The organism is Pseudomonas syringae pv. cilantro (genome assembly GCF_001293775.1).
Taxonomy (GTDB): Bacteria; Pseudomonadota; Gammaproteobacteria; order Pseudomonadales; family Pseudomonadaceae; genus Aquipseudomonas; species Aquipseudomonas syringae_P.
Genome location: NZ_LGLN01000033.1, coordinates 438,141 through 456,400 on the forward strand (window position 1 = coordinate 438,141; position 18,260 = coordinate 456,400).

18 protein-coding genes are annotated in these 18,260 nt (G+C 58.5%); 13 read left to right on the forward strand and 5 right to left on the reverse strand.

Annotation, left to right across the window (positions count from 1 at the left end):
* Positions 1-57 precede the first annotated feature (57 nt).
* Positions 58-627 (forward strand): elongation factor P, encoded by a 570-nt coding sequence (locus ABJ99_RS08940; RefSeq protein WP_054085512.1) that lies wholly within the window; start codon positions 58-60, stop codon positions 625-627.
* A gap of 89 nt (positions 628-716) precedes the next feature.
* Here the strand turns inward: ABJ99_RS08940 and ABJ99_RS08945 are convergent, their stop codons facing one another.
* From ABJ99_RS08945 to ABJ99_RS08955, 3 genes are all read right to left on the reverse strand, one after another.
* A complete protein-coding gene (locus ABJ99_RS08945) occupies positions 717-1,736 on the reverse strand; it encodes an alpha/beta hydrolase (RefSeq protein WP_054085513.1) in 1,020 nt (339 codons plus the stop codon).
* 25 nt (positions 1,737-1,761) lie between these two features.
* The gene (locus ABJ99_RS08950) at positions 1,762-2,181 is read right to left on the reverse strand and encodes an organic hydroperoxide resistance protein (RefSeq protein WP_054085514.1); all 420 of its coding nucleotides are present in this window, start codon (positions 2,179-2,181) and stop codon (positions 1,762-1,764) included.
* A 237-nt stretch (positions 2,182-2,418) separates the two neighbouring features.
* On the reverse strand, positions 2,419-2,892 hold the full coding sequence (locus tag ABJ99_RS08955; RefSeq protein ID WP_054085515.1) for a MarR family winged helix-turn-helix transcriptional regulator: 474 nt from the start codon (positions 2,890-2,892) through the stop codon (positions 2,419-2,421).
* 189 nt (positions 2,893-3,081) lie between these two features.
* Here ABJ99_RS08955 and ABJ99_RS08960 point away from each other — a divergent pair, with 189 nt between their 5' ends.
* Positions 3,082-3,828: a sulfite exporter TauE/SafE family protein gene (locus ABJ99_RS08960; RefSeq protein ID WP_054085516.1), complete on the forward strand. Its 747-nt coding sequence runs from the start codon at positions 3,082-3,084 to the stop codon at positions 3,826-3,828.
* On the opposite strand, the gene ABJ99_RS08965 is transcribed toward ABJ99_RS08960, so the two are convergent.
* The gene (locus ABJ99_RS08965; protein ID WP_375232732.1) at positions 3,818-4,699 is read right to left on the reverse strand and encodes a LysR substrate-binding domain-containing protein; all 882 of its coding nucleotides are present in this window, start codon (positions 4,697-4,699) and stop codon (positions 3,818-3,820) included. The genes ABJ99_RS08960 and ABJ99_RS08965 overlap by 11 nt on opposite strands.
* A gap of 67 nt (positions 4,700-4,766) precedes the next feature.
* On the opposite strand from ABJ99_RS08965, the gene ABJ99_RS08970 reads away from it, so the two are divergent.
* Entirely contained in the window at positions 4,767-5,000 is a 234-nt protein-coding gene (locus ABJ99_RS08970) for a DUF1127 domain-containing protein (protein ID WP_054085518.1), read from the forward strand.
* 19 nt (positions 5,001-5,019) lie between these two features.
* Here ABJ99_RS08970 and ABJ99_RS08975 read toward each other — a convergent pair whose 3' ends face one another.
* Entirely contained in the window at positions 5,020-6,366 is a 1,347-nt protein-coding gene (locus ABJ99_RS08975; RefSeq protein ID WP_054085519.1) for a class II 3-deoxy-7-phosphoheptulonate synthase, read from the reverse strand.
* A 171-nt stretch (positions 6,367-6,537) separates the two neighbouring features.
* Here ABJ99_RS08975 and ABJ99_RS08980 point away from each other — a divergent pair, with 171 nt between their 5' ends.
* The 10 genes from ABJ99_RS08980 (at position 6,538) to ABJ99_RS09025 (ending at position 18,251) form a co-directional block, all read left to right on the forward strand.
* The gene (locus tag ABJ99_RS08980) at positions 6,538-7,299 is read left to right on the forward strand and encodes a spermidine synthase (protein WP_054085520.1); all 762 of its coding nucleotides are present in this window, start codon (positions 6,538-6,540) and stop codon (positions 7,297-7,299) included.
* A gap of 420 nt (positions 7,300-7,719) precedes the next feature.
* Positions 7,720-9,432, forward strand: coding sequence for a DEAD/DEAH box helicase (locus tag ABJ99_RS08985; protein ID WP_174518449.1), 1,713 nt, complete (start codon positions 7,720-7,722; stop codon positions 9,430-9,432).
* Between the two features lie 543 nt (positions 9,433-9,975).
* Positions 9,976-11,133: a hypothetical protein gene (locus ABJ99_RS08990; RefSeq protein ID WP_054085522.1), complete on the forward strand. Its 1,158-nt coding sequence runs from the start codon at positions 9,976-9,978 to the stop codon at positions 11,131-11,133.
* A gap of 72 nt (positions 11,134-11,205) precedes the next feature.
* On the forward strand, positions 11,206-12,369 hold the full coding sequence (locus ABJ99_RS08995; RefSeq protein WP_054085523.1) for a glycerophosphodiester phosphodiesterase family protein: 1,164 nt from the start codon (positions 11,206-11,208) through the stop codon (positions 12,367-12,369).
* Positions 12,370-12,723: 354 nt separating this feature from the next.
* Complete coding sequence (locus ABJ99_RS09000; RefSeq protein WP_054085524.1) at positions 12,724-13,557, forward strand: energy transducer TonB; 834 nt, start codon at positions 12,724-12,726, stop codon at positions 13,555-13,557.
* 9 nt (positions 13,558-13,566) lie between these two features.
* Positions 13,567-14,253 carry a MotA/TolQ/ExbB proton channel family protein gene (locus ABJ99_RS09005; protein WP_007251415.1) on the forward strand — a complete coding sequence of 229 codons (687 nt, stop codon included), beginning with the start codon at positions 13,567-13,569 and terminating at the stop codon, positions 14,251-14,253.
* A 1-nt stretch (position 14,254) separates the two neighbouring features.
* On the forward strand, positions 14,255-14,659 hold the full coding sequence (locus ABJ99_RS09010) for an ExbD/TolR family protein (protein WP_054085525.1): 405 nt from the start codon (positions 14,255-14,257) through the stop codon (positions 14,657-14,659).
* An 85-nt stretch (positions 14,660-14,744) separates the two neighbouring features.
* Entirely contained in the window at positions 14,745-17,045 is a 2,301-nt protein-coding gene (locus tag ABJ99_RS09015; protein WP_054085526.1) for a TonB-dependent receptor, read from the forward strand.
* Positions 17,046-17,124: 79 nt separating this feature from the next.
* Positions 17,125-17,520 (forward strand): type II secretion system protein, encoded by a 396-nt coding sequence (locus tag ABJ99_RS09020; protein ID WP_054085527.1) that lies wholly within the window; start codon positions 17,125-17,127, stop codon positions 17,518-17,520.
* 59 nt (positions 17,521-17,579) lie between these two features.
* A complete protein-coding gene (locus ABJ99_RS09025) occupies positions 17,580-18,251 on the forward strand; it encodes a general secretion pathway protein GspK (protein ID WP_054085786.1) in 672 nt (223 codons plus the stop codon).
* The last annotated feature ends 9 nt before the right edge of the window (positions 18,252-18,260 follow it).

The window sequence follows — 18,260 nt, forward strand, 5'->3', positions numbered from 1 at the left end:
GCAGGCCATTTCTCGTACAGAGCCTTTGGTTAATTCATCCAAATTCGGATATATGCAATGAAAACTGGTAAAGAGCTGAAACCCGGTACCGTGATCCGTCTCGAAAACGATCCTTGGCTGGTTCAAAAAGCTGAGTTCACCAAGTCCGGTCGTAACAGCGCGATCATGAAGACCAAGCTGAAAAACCTGCTGACCGGTTACAAGACCGAGATCGTTTACAGCGCTGACGACAAGCTGGACGACGTGATCCTCGATCGCAAGGAAGCCACCCTGTCTTTCATCAGCGGTGACACCTACACGTTCATGGACACCACGGATTACACCATGTACGAGCTGAACGCCGAAGACATCGAAAGCGTTCTGCCATTCATCGAAGAAGGCATGACCGACGTCTGCGAAGCCGTGTTCTTCGACGAGCGTCTGGTGTCCGTAGAGCTGCCGACCACTATCGTGCGTCAGGTTGACTACACCGAAGGCTCCGCTCGTGGCGATACGTCGGGCAAGGTCATGAAGCCAGCCAAGCTGAAAAACGGCACCGAGCTGAGCGTTGCTGACTTCATCGAAATCGGCGACATGATCGAGATCGATACCCGTGAAGGCGGTTCCTACAAAGGCCGTGCCAAATAAGCACGGTGTTGTAACCCCGTTACGCAAAAACCCGCATCGCTGCGGGTTTTTTTACGCGTGAAGTTTGCGGTGTGCAGGTATCTCAAGTGCTACTTCAAGTGTTCTTTCAGCTCTTGAGACGCCTGCAGGATCGCCGAGCGAACGGCCGGGACCTGGCTGACCACATTGAGCAGCCCGTAATCGTGGATCATCCCGTTGTAACGCACGGCCGTGACCGGCACGCCAGCCTGATCCAGCTTGCGGGCGTAAGCTTCGCCTTCATCACGCAATACGTCAGCACTGGCCGTCTGCACCAGCGCAGGCGGCAGACCCTTCAGCTGTTCAGTGGTCGCACGCAGTGGCGATGCATAGATCTCGTTACGCTGCGCAGCATCTGTGGTGTAGTTATCCCAGAACCACTTCATCATGTTGCGGGTCAGGAAATGGCCTTCGGCGTACTGGTCATAAGAGCCGGTGTCGAAGTTGGCGTCGGTCACTGGCCACAGCAGCACTTGATACCTCAGCGCCGGCGTGCCTTTGTCTTTGGCCATCAGTGCCACCACCGCCGCCATGTTGCCGCCGACACTGTTGCCGGCCACCGCCAGGCGCTTGCCGTCGACATTGATCTCTTTGCCGTGCTCGGCGACCCATCGGGTCGCAGCATAGGCCTGGTTGATCGCCGTCGGGTAATGCGCTTCGGGTGACGGCGTGTAGTTGACGAACACAGCAACGGCCCCTGAACCCACCACCAGATCACGAACCAGACGCTCATGAGTCTGGAAGTCACCCAGTACCCAACCGCCACCATGGAAGAACATGAAAACCGGCAACGTCCCCTTGACGCCAGCAGGTCGCACGATATTCAAACTGATTGACTGGCCATCCACCTTGATCGTCTTTTCGCTGACATCAGCCTTGGGCAGGGTCAGTTTGACGCTCGCTTGCGCGCCAACCAGCACGGCACGGGCATCTTTGGGCGACAACTGCTCGATGGGCTTGCCGGTGCCTGAGTTCAAGGCGTCGAGAAAGGCCTGAGTGTTGTGCTCGATGGCTGAATCACCTGCGGCAAAGGCGCTGCCGATGGACAAAGCGAGAAGGGTACCGGTCAAGACTTTGCTGATCGTTTTCATGTTCTTTTCCAGAGGGCGAGTGGGTTCAGACCGTCACGTGCAGACGTACGTCAACATTGCCGCGTGTGGCGTTGGAGTAAGGGCAGACCTGATGCGCCGCGTCGACCAGTTGCTGAGCGTCGGCTTGTTCAAGGCCTGGCAGGCTGACGTGCAGGTCGATGTCCAGGCCGAAACCGCCGGGGATCTGGCCGATACCGACATGCGCCGTGATCGACGAGTCGGCGGGAATGCTGCGTTTGCTCTGGCCGGCCACGAATTTGAGCGCGCCGATGAAGCAGGCCGAATAGCCCGCTGCGAACAATTGCTCTGGGTTGGTCGCTTCGCCGCCTGCACCGCCGAGTTCTTTTGGAGTCGCGAGCTTGACGTCGAGAATCTTGTCGCTGGAAACGGCGCGACCATCACGGCCGCCGGTGGCGGTGGCTACTGCAGTGTAGAGAGTGTCCATGGATTTTCTCGCTTTCTTTGGTTGATGTACGCAAAATACTTGCGCGCTAAATAATCGAGGGATAAAGGTAGCTCGCAGATAGTTTGCGCGCAAGCTAAATTTTCAGAACGACAACGAGGTACTGATCAGAGGAGGGGGTTATCGATGTTCTTGCAGCGCGTGCCGAGATGTAACGAAGGCAGGCTGGTCGGCGAATGCCTCATTGCAGGCGACAGAAAGTCGCCCGCAGAGGTGATGTCAAAGGCTCTGCTGCAGATGGGCACGCAAGTCCAGCAACCGGGCTTGCAGCTCGCGAAGTTTGTCCATGGTCAGTCCGCTGGACGAGAGGATACAGCCGGGCACGCTCAGGGCTTTGCGTTGCAAGGCCCGACCTTGTTCGGTCAGGTGCAGCAACACCACGCGCTCGTCTTCCTTGCTGCGCGTGCGGCTGATGAAGCCTTCGCCTTCAAGGCGCTTGAGCAAAGGCGTCAGCGAGCCCGGATCGGTCAGTAGCCGCGTGCTGACATCACCTACCGTCAGCCCGTCCTGTTCCCACAACACCATCATCGCCAGGTACTGCGGATAGGTCAGTCCCAGTGCCTGCAACAAAGGCTTGTAGACCTTGGTCATCATCAGCGAGGTGGAATAGAGGGCAAAACACAATTGGTTGTCCAGCAGCAACGAGTCACAGTCGGCGGCTTGAAGGTGAAGCGGGCTCTTGTCTGCACTCATGTCAGATCCTCGTACTCGGTGAAATGAGTTTAACTCAGTGTTGCGCTGTGCAACGCGCCGGATAATTTCCCCGCGTGCAGGCGGGCGGCAATGTCATCATGTGCGGCAGATGAAAAAACAGGCATTACCGGGTGTCGATCGCGGGCAGGACTGCGTAGCATTTGGCCATTGGATGGTTGGGGACCTAGTGTGATTGAAATTGTGATGTTCGTGTTGCTCGGCGCGGCGATGGGTACGCTGGGCGGGTTGTTCGGGATTGGCGGTGGACTGGTGGCGATTCCGGCATTGGGCGTGCTGTTCGGGCTGGATCAACAGCTGGCGCAGGGCACCGCGCTATTGATGGTACTGCCGAACGTATTGCTCGCCTTGTGGCGTTATAACCAGCGTAACCGGATCTTGCTGCGCAATGCGCTGATGCTGATCATCCCCAGTTTCTTTTTTGCCTGGCTCACCTCGCTGCTGGCGGTGCGCGTCGATCCGCAAGGCATGCGCCTGGGCTTCATCGGCTTTCTGGTGGTGTTGACGGTGTTCAACGTTGTGCAAATGTATTGGCATAGCAGGCAGGCTGGCATCGGGCTGCGTCATGAAAAATGGCTGTGGCTGCTGGGCGTCGGTTCCGGCGTGACCGGTGGCCTGTTTGGTGTGGGCGGCGGAGTCGTGGCAACGCCGATCCTCACCAGCGTGTTCGGCGCAACGCAGGTGGTGGCGCAAGGGCTGGCGCTGTCGCTGGCCGCGCCGAGCACCGGGATCACTCTGGTGACCTACGCACTGCACGATCACGTCAACTGGTCAATGGGCGTCCCGTTGGCGATCGGCGGTCTCGCCAGCATCAGTTGGGGCGTCAAGTTGGCGCATTCGCTGCCGGAGCGCACGCTGCGCCTGATGTTCTGCGTGTTTCTGGTGCTGTGTGCGGTGATTCTCGCGCTTAAAGTCTGAACCCGTCGATGATGTAGTCAGCCATACATTCGGTGATGGGCGAGGGCGTTTTCGGGTTGCGCAGCAAGACGATGCTGGCGGTTGGCAGCTGCGGCAATTGCTCCGCCTCGCCCAGAATGCGCAGCTCTGGTGTTACCAGGCTTTGCAACTGCGCGGTCACGGCCAGCCCGGCGCTGACCACCGCAGTAATTGCCGCCATGCTGGAGCTGGTGTAGGCGATGCGATAGTCGCGCTCTACGCTGTCCAGCGCGTTGCAGGCCCAGTCGCGACAGAAGCAGTGAGTGTTGAACATCGCCAGCGGGATGGGTTTCTGCTCGTGAGGGGCAAAGCCGATGGCCTCGATCCAGACCAGACGTTCCTGACGCAGCAGTGTGCCGATCTCGGTGCCGGGCTTGCGCGTCACGATGGTCAGATCCAGATCGTGGCGCTGCAACAGCAGGTCCGAAGGTTCGCAATGCACCTCCACCTGAACCAGCGGATAGGCCTGCGCGAACTGCGACAGAATGCCTGGCAGAAAGCGCATCACGTAATCGTCGGGAGAACCGATCTTTACCACGCCGACCATGTGCGGCTCGCGTAGCGTATTGAACACCTCGCTGTGCAGCTTGAGGATACGCCGCGCGTAACCGAGCAGAACCTGACCCTCTGCCGTCAGGTTCAGGGTGCGGCCGTCACGCTGGAACAGCTGGCGCTGCACCACGTCTTCCTCCAGCCGCTTCATCTGCATGCTGACCGCCGACTGCGTACGGTTGACGGCTTCGCCTGCACGAGTAAAACCGCCGTGATCGGCAATCGCCACGAAGGTGCGCAGCAGTTCGGTATCAATGCTCGGATAGTGGGCCAATACATCAATCTCCCAAATGGAATGCATAAGAAACATTCGTTGGATTGATCCTATGCCGGGCGCGAGACTTTAGTCATCCCACATGGAGGACTAAATGATGAAAGGTCAAAAAGAGTGTGCAGGGGTCGCCGCATCTGTGGGGCATTTTCAGTTGGGCAAGTCGTTGATTGCGCTGAAGCGGCGCTTGCAACGCTGGCTGGAACTGCATCGCCAGCGTCGCTTTCTGGCGCAGATGAGCGATGGAGCGTTGAAGGATCTGGGGCTGAGTCGGGCCGACACTCAGCAGGAAGTCGAGCGTCCGTTCTGGGACGACCCGCTCAAGCGCTGAGCGGGTCTTTTTGCTCTGTTTAGCGCCTGACCTGCTTGAGGGTCTCGGCAATCAGGAAGGCCAGTTCCAGTGACTGATCGGCGTTCATGCGCGGGTCGCAATGGGTGTGGTAGCGATCCGAAAGGCCGTCTTCGGTGATCGGTCGGGCGCCGCCGATGCATTCGGTGACGTTCTGGCCGGTCATTTCAATGTGGATACCACCGGCGTAGGTGCCTTCGGCCTGATGCACCTGAAAGAACTGCTTCACTTCATTGAGAATCTGCGCAAAGTCACGGGTCTTGTAGCCACTGCTGGCCTTGATCGTGTTGCCGTGCATCGGGTCGGAACTCCACAGCACCTTGCGGCCTTCGCGCTCGACGGCACGGATCAACTGCGGCAGATGGTCAGCGACCTTGTTGGCCCCCATGCGCGCAATCAGGTTCAGGCGCCCCGGATCGTTATCCGGATTGAGGATGTCGATCAGACGAAGCAGGTCGTCGGTGTTCATGCTCGGGCCGACTTTCACGCCGATCGGGTTATTCACCCCGCGCAGGAACTCGACGTGCGCGCCGTCCGGCTGACGGGTGCGGTCGCCGATCCACAGCATGTGCGCCGAGCAGTCGTAATAGTCGTTGGTCAGGCTGTCGCGGCGGACAAAGGCTTCTTCATAATTGAGCAGCAACGCCTCGTGGGCGGTGAAGAAGCTGGTTTCGCGCAATTGCGGCGAGCTGTCCATGCCGCAGGCACGCATGAACGCCAGGGTTTCATCGATACGCCCGGCCAGCTGACTGTACTTGTCGGCCAGCGCCGAGTTGGCGATGAAATCCAGGTTCCATTTGTGCACCTGATGCAGGTCGGCGAACCCGCCCTGGGCAAACGCGCGCAGCAGGTTGAGGGTCGCGGTGGACTGGTTATAAGCCTGAATCAGGCGTTCCGGGTCTGGCACACGGCTTTTCTCGTCAAAACCGATGCCGTTGACGATGTCGCCGCGGTACGCCGGAAGCGTCACGCCGTCGATGGTTTCGTCATTGGCCGAGCGCGGCTTGGCGAATTGCCCGGCCATGCGTCCGACCTTGACCACCGGGCAGCCGGCCGCGAAGGTCATGACGATCGCCATCTGCAACAGCACCTTGAAGGTGTCGCGAATCTTCGCCGCAGAAAACTCCATGAAGCTTTCGGCGCAATCGCCGCCTTGCAGCAGGAACGCACGCCCTTCGGTCACCTCGGCAAACTGGCGGCGCAGCTCTCGGGCTTCGCCGGCGAACACCAGCGGCGGGTAGCTGGCCAGCGTCTGTTCGACCTTCAGCAGGTGTGCGGCGTCGGGGTAGTGAGGTTGCTGCTGAATCGGCATTGCCCGCCAGCTGTCGGGGCTCCAGGGTTGGCTCATTATTGGCTCTAGGGTTGTGCAATCGGAGCGGTATGTTAGCAGTTAGTCGCGGCCCTGGCAGTGTGGCACGTAGCAGTCAAATAGCCTTGCAGGCCGCAAGATGTGACAAAGCCGCGCGCTTGCCTGACAATTCGCGTTTTGCGCCCGGCGCAACCAGAACCAGGAACGGTAATGACGGAAGAGCGTGAGCGCGTAGAGCGAATACTGGCCGAGGTGCATGACGCTTTCGGCATGATCCGCGTGCTGGAAGTGGAGGATTACCGCTTCCTCGAGTTTGGCGATGCGATCGAGCAGAGTTGTACGTTCGTGGCCGACCCGAGCTGGCTGGAGTACGACTACACCCGCGCCATGCTGATTGGCGCGTTGTGTCACGACGCACCGGACAGCGCGCTGTTCCTGGGCCTGGGGGCCGGGACGCTGACGCAGGCGTGCATGAGGTTTTTGCCGCTGGAAGACGTGGAAGTGATCGAGTTGCGCCCGGACGTGCCGCGTCTGGCCATGGAGTTCATGGGTCTCGACGACGATCCGCGTCTGTATATCCGCATTGGCGATGCGCTGGACCTGCTGGACAGCGCCGAACCGGCCGACCTGATCTTTGTCGACCTGTACACCGATGTCGGGCCTGGCGTCGGGCATCTGGCCTGGAATTTTCTGCAGAGCTGCCAACAGCGCCTCAACCCTGGCGGCTGGCTGATTATCAACCAGTGGGCCACCGACGATGGCAAACCGCTGGGCGCGGCATTGTTGCGCGGTCTGTACCATCGCCATTACTGGGAACTGCCGGTCAAGGAGGGCAACGTCATTCTGATTGTCCCTGCCGATCTGGATCAGACGCTCGATATCGAGGCGTTGCGCCAGCGAGCGCACGCGCTTGCGCCTCGATTGGGCTACTCGCTGGAATCGTTGATCAACGCCGTCCGCTCTGCAACCTGAACGGGGTCGTTCATGGCAAGCGTGGTCTGAATTCCAGGTGGGACAATTCGCCACACCATGCAGGTCGCAATACGCATTAGTTGCAGGAACAGATGAAACGTTTAAGCGACAAGCCCCGCAAATGCAGGGCCGCGCCGTGTCAGGTGAGTTTTGCCACGCGTTCGAGGCCTGTTATTGCTCGGGTTGAGGGTAATGTTTCGTAAAAAAAGACTCACTCATGCGCATAATTCCGGTATAGTACGCGCCGGCCTTAACAGGGCCCTCGTCGAGGTATTGCAGTTCCCCGAAGCCAGCTTCGGTCGCTTGTTCGCCTAGCGGACTAGCCTGGACGATTCATTCATCAAACGTTTTCGCAAATCCCCGCCGACAAAGCAGCCAGGGTGACCTCAAGGTCGTACACGGCACGCGCAGCTTTGAAGCATGGGTCTTTGCGGATGCACTAGAGGCAGACCCATGACCCAGGAAATCGGCGGCTTCGCCGCTCTCGAACTTCATCCAAATATCGTTGCAGCTGTCGTCGCCACTGGCTACGAAGAGCCTTCGGCCATTCAGCAGCAATCGATCCCGATTATTCTCGCCGGTCACGACATGATTGGTCAGGCGCAAACCGGTACGGGTAAAACCGCTGCGTTCGCACTGCCTATCCTGCACCTGATCGACCCGAGCAAGCGCGAGCCGCAAGCACTGATCCTGGCCCCGACCCGCGAACTGGCACTTCAGGTTGCCACCGCGTTCGAGACCTACGCAAAACAAATGCCGGGCGTAACCGTGGTAGCGGTCTACGGCGGCGCGCCTATGGGCCCTCAGCTCAAGGCCATCCGCAATGGCGCACAGATCGTTGTCGCCACCCCGGGCCGTCTCTGCGACCACCTGCGTCGCGACGAGAAAGTTCTGGCGACCGTGAACCATCTGGTTCTCGACGAAGCGGACGAAATGCTCAAACTGGGCTTCATGGACGACCTCGAAGTCATCTTCAAGGCCATGCCTGAAACCCGTCAGACCGTACTGTTCTCGGCGACGCTGCCACAGTCGATCCGTGCCATCGCCGAACGCCATCTGCGCGATCCGAAGCACGTCAAGATCCAGACCAAGACTCAGACCGTTACCGCGATCGAGCAGGCTCACCTGCTGGTTCACGCTGACCAGAAGACCTCGGCTGTATTGAGCTTGCTGGAAGTCGAAGACTTCGATGCCCTGATCATGTTCGTCCGCACCAAGCAGGCGACCCTTGATCTGGCCAGCGCCCTTGAAGCCAAAGGCTACAAGGCTGCCGCACTGAACGGCGACATCGCTCAGAACCAGCGTGAGCGCGTCATCGAATCCCTCAAGGATGGCCGTCTGGACATCGTTGTGGCGACCGACGTGGCTGCCCGTGGTCTTGACGTTCCGCGTATCACCCACGTCTTCAACGTGGACATGCCTTACGATCCAGAGTCCTACGTTCACCGTATCGGCCGTACCGGCCGTGCAGGTCGCGAAGGTTGTGCACTGCTGCTGGTCACTCCTCGCGAGCGCCGCATGCTGCAAGTGATCGAGCGTGTGACTGGTCAGAAGGTTGCGGAAGTCCGCCTGCCGGATGGCCAGGCTGTTCTCGATGCGCGCATCAAGAAACTGACCAACAGCCTGTCGCCGCTGGTGGCCGACGCCGAGTCGACTCACGGTGATCTGCTGGATCGTCTGACTGCCGACATCGGTTGCAGCCCTCGTGCCCTTGCTGCTGCACTGCTGCGCAAAGCTACCAACGGTCAGGCCCTGACCCTGGCAGCCATCGAGCGCGAGCGTCCACTGGTTCCGAACAACGCCCCTCGCGGTGATCGTCCAGAGCGCAGCGGCAGCAGCGACCGTGGTGATCGTCCTGAGCGTGAACGTCGTGCGCCTGTTCCATTGGCCGAAGGCCGTGCCCGTTGCCGTACCGCGCTGGGTGCGCGTGATGGCATCGCTGCCAAGAACCTGCTGGGTGCCATCCTCAACGAAGGTGGTCTGGCTCGCGAAGCAATCGGTCGCATTCAGGTCCGTGACAGCTTCAGCCTGGTCGAACTGCCGGAAGATGGTCTTGAGCGTCTGTTGACCAAGCTCAAGGACACCCGCGTTGCTGGCAAGCAGCTCAAGCTGCGTCGCTATCGCGAAGACTGATCGGCTCTTGAGCTGATCGGCCAATAAAAAATCCCCGACCGGTTCGGGGATTTTTTTGCTTTGAGTTTTACCAGACGCGGGATAGTAGTTTGATTTTTAAGTGCGATTGAACAACTAAGCTGTCTCCCGTTGACGTGGCAAGAGCGATGTCCGCTGCCACTATATGTCAGTAATCATGTCATGTCGGTGCCGTCCATTTATGAAGAAACCGACTAAGGTGCGTTGATGTCCTCAGACTGTCATATGGGCACCGTACTGTCCGCGTAAATGTAAGGAAGTATTTCCGGTGAATGAAGTTCAATAACGCTTCGCCAACTGCTGTTGGTGTTGGTTAGGGACTGTTATGAGCCTGTTTCGGCCTGGAAATTTAGGCCTTGAGCGGTGTAGACGCATAACGTTCCAAGTGATCTGTCTGGTCTGGCAAAAACGTGCCCTGTGAATGCACGCCACCCGACGGTTACTTCCTGGCCGACACGAATAGGTACTACAGATGACAAGCGCGACTCTCTTAAAGAAACTTGACCTGTTACGTAGTTCGCACCCATGACCACGCAATGGACAATTGCGCTGGCGGTGAGCGCGATAATGGCCGCGAGTTGCGCGGCAAGTGGTGCGAAGCCGCCCGCTGAAACAACCGTCGTCGCAGTCATCAAGTTCGTGAAACGTGCAGGTGGTCCTGTCATACGCTTCGATTCGGCCAGTTGCCCTGCCTGCGCACCTGTCACTGATGCGTACTGGAACGCCGACAATGTTCGCGAAACGGTCATTGCGTTGAAAGTGCCGCGCTCGCGCTCGCTCGAACTGGCCTTCAGTGGCGCGATAGAGAATGTTGCCCGGGTCATTCTGGAGAGCGGTGACATCCCGTTCAGGCTCGAAGACGGTCGGTTGATTGTGGCACTGGCTCCGCTAACAGCTGACGCGATAACGGCCGCCGAAGTGTCGACGCACATTGTTGAGCCAGGCATGGTCCTGCGCCTTGAACATGCTGATCCCGTGCGCTATGCGGGTCTTTATGCGCAGCAGCCCGATCCTGCTGTCCAGCGTGCTGCCGCGAACGTACTCGAGTTTGCGCAGCGGGAAGTCGTGCGCGACCTGGAACTGGGTGTTCACGTGCAGCGCCGCGGGCTGGGCAATATTCAGATCATGGGGTTCGACACCAACGCCCCCCATGGCCACCAGGACGCGCCACCTCACGTGCACATGCATCTGCGCTGGCCGGCCAATACGGGTACGCAAATCGCCCATTACTACATCGGCACCGATGGTTTGCTGACGCATAACATCGTCGGCGTGAAAGGCTCCGATACCCCCGAAAGGCGCTTCGAGCGGGGGGCTTCATTTACCACCGTCGGGCCCGATGGTCTTGCTGTGTACACCCATCGCATCACCCCCGAGGGCTTCTTGCAGATCAGTCGTCCGGACGGGGCCATGTGCGTGATCGAGCCCGCCAGGGCCGGAGAATCGGGTTTTGCGAGCGGCGCCAGCATCACCTGCACGACTGGCACCAAACGCACCATCAATGTCCATGACGATCTGCACAAGGGTCGGCTGAGCGTCAGTATCGATGACGTCGTGGAGGTTTTTTCCTACGACCCGGACACCGGCGTTCTGCGATCTCCCACGCAACCACCTCCCGCACCACCCTCCGTGTATGTGGAAGCGATGACAGGTAAAGACCTGCCATCGGCACTGCCCGACTGACGTAATGCTCACTTGAAGGGGATTAAGCTTATGTTACGTATACCGAGATGGGTTTTAACATGTGCAAGTGCGATGCTGATTACGCCCTGTATATCTTTTGCTGCAGAGTACAACACCGACAAGATCGGTGACGTGCTCATGCACGCGCACAATGATCTGACGATCGTCTGTGCTCACCGAGGTCTGCACGGCACCGCCACAGGTACCAACTCCCACCAGGACTGGCTGCGCAATGTACCGGAAAACTCGATTGCGGCTATCAGGCAGGCCCACAGTGCGGGAATAGAATGCTCGGAAATCGATCTGCAACTGGACCGGGCGGGCAACGTTATCGTTATGCACGATACGAATCTGGGCCGAACCACTAACGCGTTCGCTTTCACAACCGGACGCACAGGTGAATATGACCCTTACACCCGAGTCGGCTACAACCCCAGCCTGTCGAATTACTTTGGAAATACCCTGGGTTTGTCACTTCGCAACCCATCGCTGAACGGCTTCACCAATCAGAACGTGCCTAGTTTCGACGCCATTCTGGACACCATCAAGAACGAAAAGATTGCCATGATCCTTTTGCTTGACGTGAAGAATATCGAGGCCGCGAAAAAAGCCTGGCAAAGCGTGAAAAATCACACCAACTGGTGGGGAACACCCGCTGAGAAATGGGTGTATTTCAAGATGCCGGTGAGCTCGATCGGGGTCACCCCGGCCGGTTTCGAGTCCAAGGGCATCATGAATGTGCAGAGCGAAGCAGGCCGCTTCCGCCTGATACCGGTCTTTGGCGCCGATTTCATTGACACCAGTGGCACTAGAGAGAATGCACTGCGCAACTGGGAAAGCTATTTTGGCAAAAACTACGTCTATGCGACTGAAGTTCGCCTCAAGGAGTTCGATAGCACGCTAAGGTTTCCACTGAACAACATTATGAATATTTACACGGCCATGAGAACGACACAGCATCAGGTAAAAACACTCGGTGCCTATCAGCCCGTGCCTGAAACCAAACCGTACACCTACTTTACCGGCGAAGGTTATTGCTGTACAGAACCCAAGGACTGGCTCTGGAAATCTCAGCGTGGCAATGGACGGGAGACAGGGGACAATCGACCTAGCCTCAACTGGCTGATGAATACCGCAGGAGGCAGTTTTCGATACATCATCACGGATGATCCTCTTACCGCTATCACCACGTTGAGGAATGATAATCGGCGTAATACGGCGCTTATTTCAAACTGACCGCCAAATAGTTGCTCATCTTTTATACCTTTACTGCGTTGGACGGGCACTGATTAAGCGCCCGGCCAATCGCAGTATTTTTAGTTCTCAACGCATAATTTTTAATTAGCTAGCTCACTAATGGGCTGTCACAAAATCAGCATGAAATTATCATGCAGTTGGCCCTGTGTAACAAGATCATCGATGATTGTCCGACGCTGAAAGCATCATGTTGTCGACACACTAATCACTCAAACATGAAACTTAGGAGCAAGTTTCTCGTTCGTCACATTACGTACATATTGCCCATAGTAGCATCGCCCAACTTTTAAAAGCGGCACACTCTTAGGTGTTCCGCCCTGAACTGGTGATGTCATGCCTGCGTTACTTTCATCCCGTCGTCCACCCCAACTGTTTCGCGAACAGGCGCTGCTGCAGACACTGCCGATATCCAGATTCGATGTTCCAGCCGCGCCCTTACCGGCTGTAGCGGTACCGCGCGTGGGCGCCGGTTACATTGCACTGGCATGCCTTATCGTGTTGAGCCTGCATGGGGCAGGTTTTTTATGGTTACGCGACAGTGCGCCTGCGCAGCCGTTACCACCCGTCACTCAGCCCATGCCGATCGCCATGCAGATGGTCGCTGCGCCAAAACCGCCAACGCCTTCAGCACCCGCCGCAGCAACGCCTCCCATTGAACAAGCGCCACCATTGCTGCCTCCGACGCCGGTGGAGCCTCCCAAACCCGTGGCCGCCGCAGCGAAACCCAAGCCTGCGGCCCCCCATCAGCAGCCTGCCAAGCCGCAGGCCAAGCCTACAGTTGTCGAGAAATCAGTTGCTGATGCACCTCAGGCCGCCGCCAAGCCTTCAGCACAACCACAGCCACCACAAGCGGCGGCTGCGCCTCCCGGCAGCGAGCCACGCACTACTGCGCCTATTGGCCGTGCCGGATACCTGAACAATCCGCCACCTGTTTACCCACCCGCAGCCGCCAAACGCCGTCAGCAAGGCACCACGCTGTTGCGTGTACACGTTCTGGCCAGCGGCCATCCTGATCAGGTCGAAGTCGCTCAGTCCAGCGGTTTTCCGGCCCTCGACGATGCGGCCAAGGCTGCCGTTCGGCAATGGTCATTCACTCCTGCCAAGCGTGGCGATACCCCGGTCGATGGCTGGGTCAACGTTCCGCTTGCCTTCACACTCGCGCCTTGAGGCTCCATCATGACAATCGATTACTCAACTCTGATTCAGCAAAGCTCCATGGGCATTCTGCTGCTGTTTTCCTTGGCGACCTGGGCGGTTCTGCTGCTCAAGGCGTGGCAGCAGGGCAGGTTGAAAAGCCAGAACAAACGCTATACCGAGGCATTCTGGGCCGCCCAGGATTTTGACACCGCACTGCGTAGCGCCCCGCAAAAAAGCCAGCTGGCACGTCTTGCGCAAGTGACCACCAAAGCGCTCTCCAGCAGCCAGGATGGTCATGAGCCGGTTGACAGCTGGAGCCGTCAGGAGCTGTTGGAACGCAGCCTGCATCAACAGATTCACTGTGAACGACGCAGCCTTGAAAGCGGCATGATCGTACTGGCCTCGATCGGCAGTACGGCGCCCTTCATTGGCCTGTTCGGTACGGTGTTCGGGATCATTCATGCGCTTCAAGCCATCAGCACGGCCAAGTCAGCCAGCATTGCCGTTGTGGCAGGGCCTATCGGCGAGGCTTTGATCGCCACCGGTATCGGCATTGCCGTCGCGGTACCCGCGGTGTTGGCGTACAACTTTTGTGGCCGTCGCTTGAAACTCATGGTGGCCGATATGGATGCCTTCGCGGTTGATCTGCTTAACCGGGCCCAGCGCCACGCCTTCAGATTGAAAGGCGAGCGTGACGGTGTCCGTAATCTCAGCGGGGTCGCTTGAAATGGCCTTTTCTTCGAGCAATGACGACGATGCGATCAGTGACATCAACATCACACCTCTGGTGGACGTGATGCTGGTGCTGTTGGTGGTGTTTATCGTGACAGCGCCGCTGTTGACCAACGCCATACCACTGAATTTGCCGCAGACGGTGGCCACTGCGCCGCTCGATGACGCCAAGCCGGTCGCCATCAGTATCGACGCCAAAGGCGGGTTGTTTATCGACGGCGAGTCCCTGGCCGAAGAGCAGCTGCCCGACACTTTGCAGAACCTGCATGCGCGTGACCCAGAGGTTGCGCTGACCCTGCGTGCCGATACCGTCACTGACTACGGACATGTCGCCCGGGTACTGGCCGACGTGCAGAGGTCAGGCATTACACGCCTGGCAGTGATCACCGAAAGCCCCTGATTCAAGCACCCCTGATTCAAACCAAGCCCGGCCAGCTACAGCAGGGCCATAACCTGTCGACTCATTACGTCCTGGATATTCTTTCATGATCTCGTTATCGACCGCGCGCGCTTCACGTTTTCCTCTCCAACGCCTGGTGTTGTTGATCGGACTGTACACGTTAAGCCTGGCCAGTCACGCCCAGGACGTGGCTGTTGACACAGCGTCGACGGAGGAGCCCGCAGCAGGTGCGACTGCCACAACGCTGGGCACCGTTTCAGTGATCGGCCAGGGAGAAACGCGCCAGGTGCAGCGGGTGAGTGAAAAGGATATCCAGGCGTATTCGGCAGCGACCAACCCGATGAAAGTGCTCCAGCGCCTGGCAGGGGTCAGCTTTCAATCGGGCGATCCGCTGGGGCGCGAGGAAAGCAGCCAGCGTATCAGCCTGCGTGGTTTCGACATGCACCATCTGGGCTACACACTGGACGGCGTCACACTCGGCAACATGAGCTTTGCCAACTTCAACGGCCTGAGCATCACCCGCGCGATCATCGCGGAAAACATCGCCAGCAGTGAAGTCGCGGCCGGCATTGGCGCGCTAGGCACCGCATCCAACAGCAACCTGGGTGGCACCATCGCGTTCACCAGCTCCAATCCCGACAAGGAGTTCGGCGCGCGCCTGTCGCAAACACTGGGCAGCTATGACACCACGCGGACCTACATGCGCGTCGACACCGGCGAATACAACGGTCTGGCGGCTTATATATCCGGGGAGAAGTACGATGCCGATGCCTGGAAGGGCCATGATAATCCTCAGGAGTCCAATGCCCTTAACGCCAAGGTGACTTATGACTTCGGCAGCAACCACCTGAGCTTCTATCACAGCACGTCCACGCATAACGAGGCCAACTTGCCGGCGATGTCGAGCAGCATGCTGAAGCGTCTGGGCTATAACTGGAGTTATTACACGCCTGACTGGACCCGTGCGGTAAACGCTGCCAACGGTATCTTTACCGGTGGTGTCACCCGAGCGGCAGATGCAACCTACAACGGCAGCAGCCTGCGGGACGATGAACTGGACATCCTGAGTGGCAACTTTTCACTCAGTGATGACTTACTGCTGGACGCGGCGGTCTATCACCATCACGACTCGGGCCGAGGCAACTCTTACTATCCATTCGTCTACACCAGTGGCAGCACCACCGTGCCCACCAACTCCATTCGCAGCACGGTCTATGGCATCAACCGCTCGGGTTTCCAGACTTCGCTCACATACTTCCTCGGCCAGCATGAAATACAGGGCGGGTTCTGGATTCAGTCCAACAAGAACGACGTATCCCGCTACCTGTACGATCCGACAGGCACTGCGCCGCAAAATCACATTGTGAGAACCGACGGCTTGCCGCGGGTGGCGACCATCCTTGCGCAGGATTACAACGACCTGACCCGACAGTTCTACCTGCGCGACAGCTACACCTTGCTCGACGACCGCTTGAAACTGGAGTTCGGCGCCAAGAATACGGTCACCATCTCGACGGCGGAAGGCAAGGGCGGCGGGTATGCCAGTGGCTCGCTGGAGGCACGGGATCGTTTTCTGCCGCAGTTGGGCGCTACTTATAAACTCGATGAACAGGACGAGGTTTTCACCTCCTATTCCGAGAACGTCGCCGCATTCCCCAGTGGCGGATACGGCCCTTTCTTTACCACCCAGGTGGCGGTCGACGCGGCAGGCGGGTTCAAGGACCTCAAGCCGGAAACCTCAAAAACCGTTGAAGTGGGGGTGCGTCGCAGCACGCCGCTGTATTCGACGTCGGCTGCGGTCTACAACACCAAATTCGACAATCGCCTCGTGGCGATCACCAATTGCACCGGTATCGTGATCTGTCAGAACAGCGTGGCCAACGTCGGATCGGTCACCAGTCGAGGCCTTGAAGTCACCTTCGCGCTGACGCCTGATGAAAACTGGCGCTGGTCGAACTCCGCTTCCTATAACCGCAGTACCTACGACGACGATTATCAGAGTGGCACCAGTCAAGTTCACGTCAAGGGCAAAACCGTAGTCGATACCCCCAAGTTGATGTATTCCAGCAGTCTGGACTGGCACTGGCAGCAATGGAATGCCGGGCTACAGGGGAGTTACATGAGCAAGCGTTATTACACCTACACCAATGATTCGAGCGTCGCAGGTTATTGGTTGGCCAACACCACGCTGGGCTACGACTTCGGCAAGTTGGGCGCAGTGAAGGACACGACCGTATCGCTGAACGTGGTGAACCTGTTTGATAAGCGTTACATCTCGACCCTGAATACCGACGCCAGTGCAGCGAGCGATTCGGCTGGCAACCTGCAGATCCTTCAGGTGGGCAACCCGCGCAGCGCCTTCGTCACGCTGGGGGTTCGTCTGTAACCGCAACAACGCTGCACACGAGCCTGCATTAGCGTGGCTGATGCGGCGCTGTCGATCAGTCTGGCGAGGATTCAAGTGGATGATGCGTCGCCACCGTAAGCCTGTACCAGGTCAGCGTGGCTTCACGCTGCTGGAAATGCTCGCCGCATTGACCCTCATGGCCCTGTGCAGCACGGTATTGCTGGTCGCCTTCGGCCAGAGCGCGCGTTCCCTCTCGCAGGTAAACGAGAGCGACCGTCTGAGTCAGGCGGCCATGAGTGTGATAGATGAGCAAACCACCGGGCCGCTGGTCAGCGGAGTACGCCGCGGCAGTATGGGCGAAGGTATCGAATGGGAGCTGAGCATCGCCCAGCAACCGACCCGTCCTGGTCGCCCGCGTTTGTATCGTCTGGACCTGAGCGTCAGCGACGCTCGTCACCAGGCCCGATTCAGCACCTTGAGACTCCGCGCCGCCGCTGACACGGGGCGCCTGTGAGCGGCGCATCCCAAGGGCAACGGGGTATCGCATTGCTGCTCGTGTTGTGGGTGCTGGTCATGCTCAGCCTGTTGCTGGGTTCGCTGGCCGGTTGGGTCCAGCTGGAAAGTCGTCAGGCCTTGCTCCTGCGTCAACACACTCAGGGAACGCTGGCTGCCGAAGCGGGCGTCGAGTTGGCGGTTCAGGCCCTGGCTGACCCTGGGCAACGCAAGAAATGGGCGGCCGATGGACGTGAAATTCCTCTGACCTTCAATGACATACCGTTGTACATCAGCCTGCACAGCGAGAATGGAAAACTCTACCTGAACAACGCCGAACCTGAAGATCTTTCCCGCCTCGCGGTCGCTTGCGGTGCTACTCAGGCTCAGGCCAGCGAGATTGCCGGCGAACTCGAAGCACGAAGAAATAACGGCCAGTCGCCGTTTCGGCTGCTGGAAGAAGTGCAGCAGTTGCCAGGTATGACCCAGTCGCTTTACCGCAGGCTGCTGCCTGAAATCACCCTGTGGAGCGGATTTGATCGACCGGACCCGGCGTTCGCCAGCCCTTTGATGCGTGCTGCACTGGATTTGCCTCGACCGGGCGCGTCCGCTGGAGACCCGGGTGACGTGATAGTGATCGACAGCAGGGCGCTCATGCCAGGGGGGTATACCGCCCGTTTGCAGGTAACGGTTTTGCTGACCCCCGCGCAGGGAGGAGATAAGGCTTATGAGGTTTTACGGTGGGAGAACTGAGCTTTGTAG

Bases quoted from the DNA above. Each gene is read 5' to 3' on its own strand.
- ABJ99_RS08940 (WP_054085512.1), top strand. From the start codon at position 58: ATGAAAACTGGTAAAGAGCTGAAACCCGGTACCGTGATCCGTCTCGAA.
- ABJ99_RS08945 (WP_054085513.1), bottom strand. From the start codon at position 1,736: ATGAAAACGATCAGCAAAGTCTTGACCGGTACCCTTCTCGCTTTGTCC.
- ABJ99_RS08950 (WP_054085514.1), bottom strand. From the start codon at position 2,181: ATGGACACTCTCTACACTGCAGTAGCCACCGCCACCGGCGGCCGTGAT.
- ABJ99_RS08955 (WP_054085515.1), bottom strand. From the start codon at position 2,892: ATGAGTGCAGACAAGAGCCCGCTTCACCTTCAAGCCGCCGACTGTGAC.
- ABJ99_RS08965 (WP_375232732.1), bottom strand. From the start codon at position 4,699: ATGCATTCCATTTGGGAGATTGATGTATTGGCCCACTATCCGAGCATT.
- ABJ99_RS08970 (WP_054085518.1), top strand. From the start codon at position 4,767: ATGATGAAAGGTCAAAAAGAGTGTGCAGGGGTCGCCGCATCTGTGGGG.
- ABJ99_RS08975 (WP_054085519.1), bottom strand. From the start codon at position 6,366: ATGAGCCAACCCTGGAGCCCCGACAGCTGGCGGGCAATGCCGATTCAG.
- ABJ99_RS08980 (WP_054085520.1), top strand. From the start codon at position 6,538: ATGACGGAAGAGCGTGAGCGCGTAGAGCGAATACTGGCCGAGGTGCAT.
- ABJ99_RS08985 (WP_174518449.1), top strand. From the start codon at position 7,720: ATGGGTCTTTGCGGATGCACTAGAGGCAGACCCATGACCCAGGAAATC.
- ABJ99_RS08990 (WP_054085522.1), top strand. From the start codon at position 9,976: ATGACCACGCAATGGACAATTGCGCTGGCGGTGAGCGCGATAATGGCC.
- ABJ99_RS08995 (WP_054085523.1), top strand. From the start codon at position 11,206: ATGCTGATTACGCCCTGTATATCTTTTGCTGCAGAGTACAACACCGAC.
- ABJ99_RS09000 (WP_054085524.1), top strand. From the start codon at position 12,724: ATGCCTGCGTTACTTTCATCCCGTCGTCCACCCCAACTGTTTCGCGAA.
- ABJ99_RS09005 (WP_007251415.1), top strand. From the start codon at position 13,567: ATGACAATCGATTACTCAACTCTGATTCAGCAAAGCTCCATGGGCATT.
- ABJ99_RS09010 (WP_054085525.1), top strand. From the start codon at position 14,255: ATGGCCTTTTCTTCGAGCAATGACGACGATGCGATCAGTGACATCAAC.
- ABJ99_RS09015 (WP_054085526.1), top strand. From the start codon at position 14,745: ATGATCTCGTTATCGACCGCGCGCGCTTCACGTTTTCCTCTCCAACGC.
- ABJ99_RS09020 (WP_054085527.1), top strand. From the start codon at position 17,125: ATGATGCGTCGCCACCGTAAGCCTGTACCAGGTCAGCGTGGCTTCACG.
- ABJ99_RS09025 (WP_054085786.1), top strand. From the start codon at position 17,580: ATGCTCAGCCTGTTGCTGGGTTCGCTGGCCGGTTGGGTCCAGCTGGAA.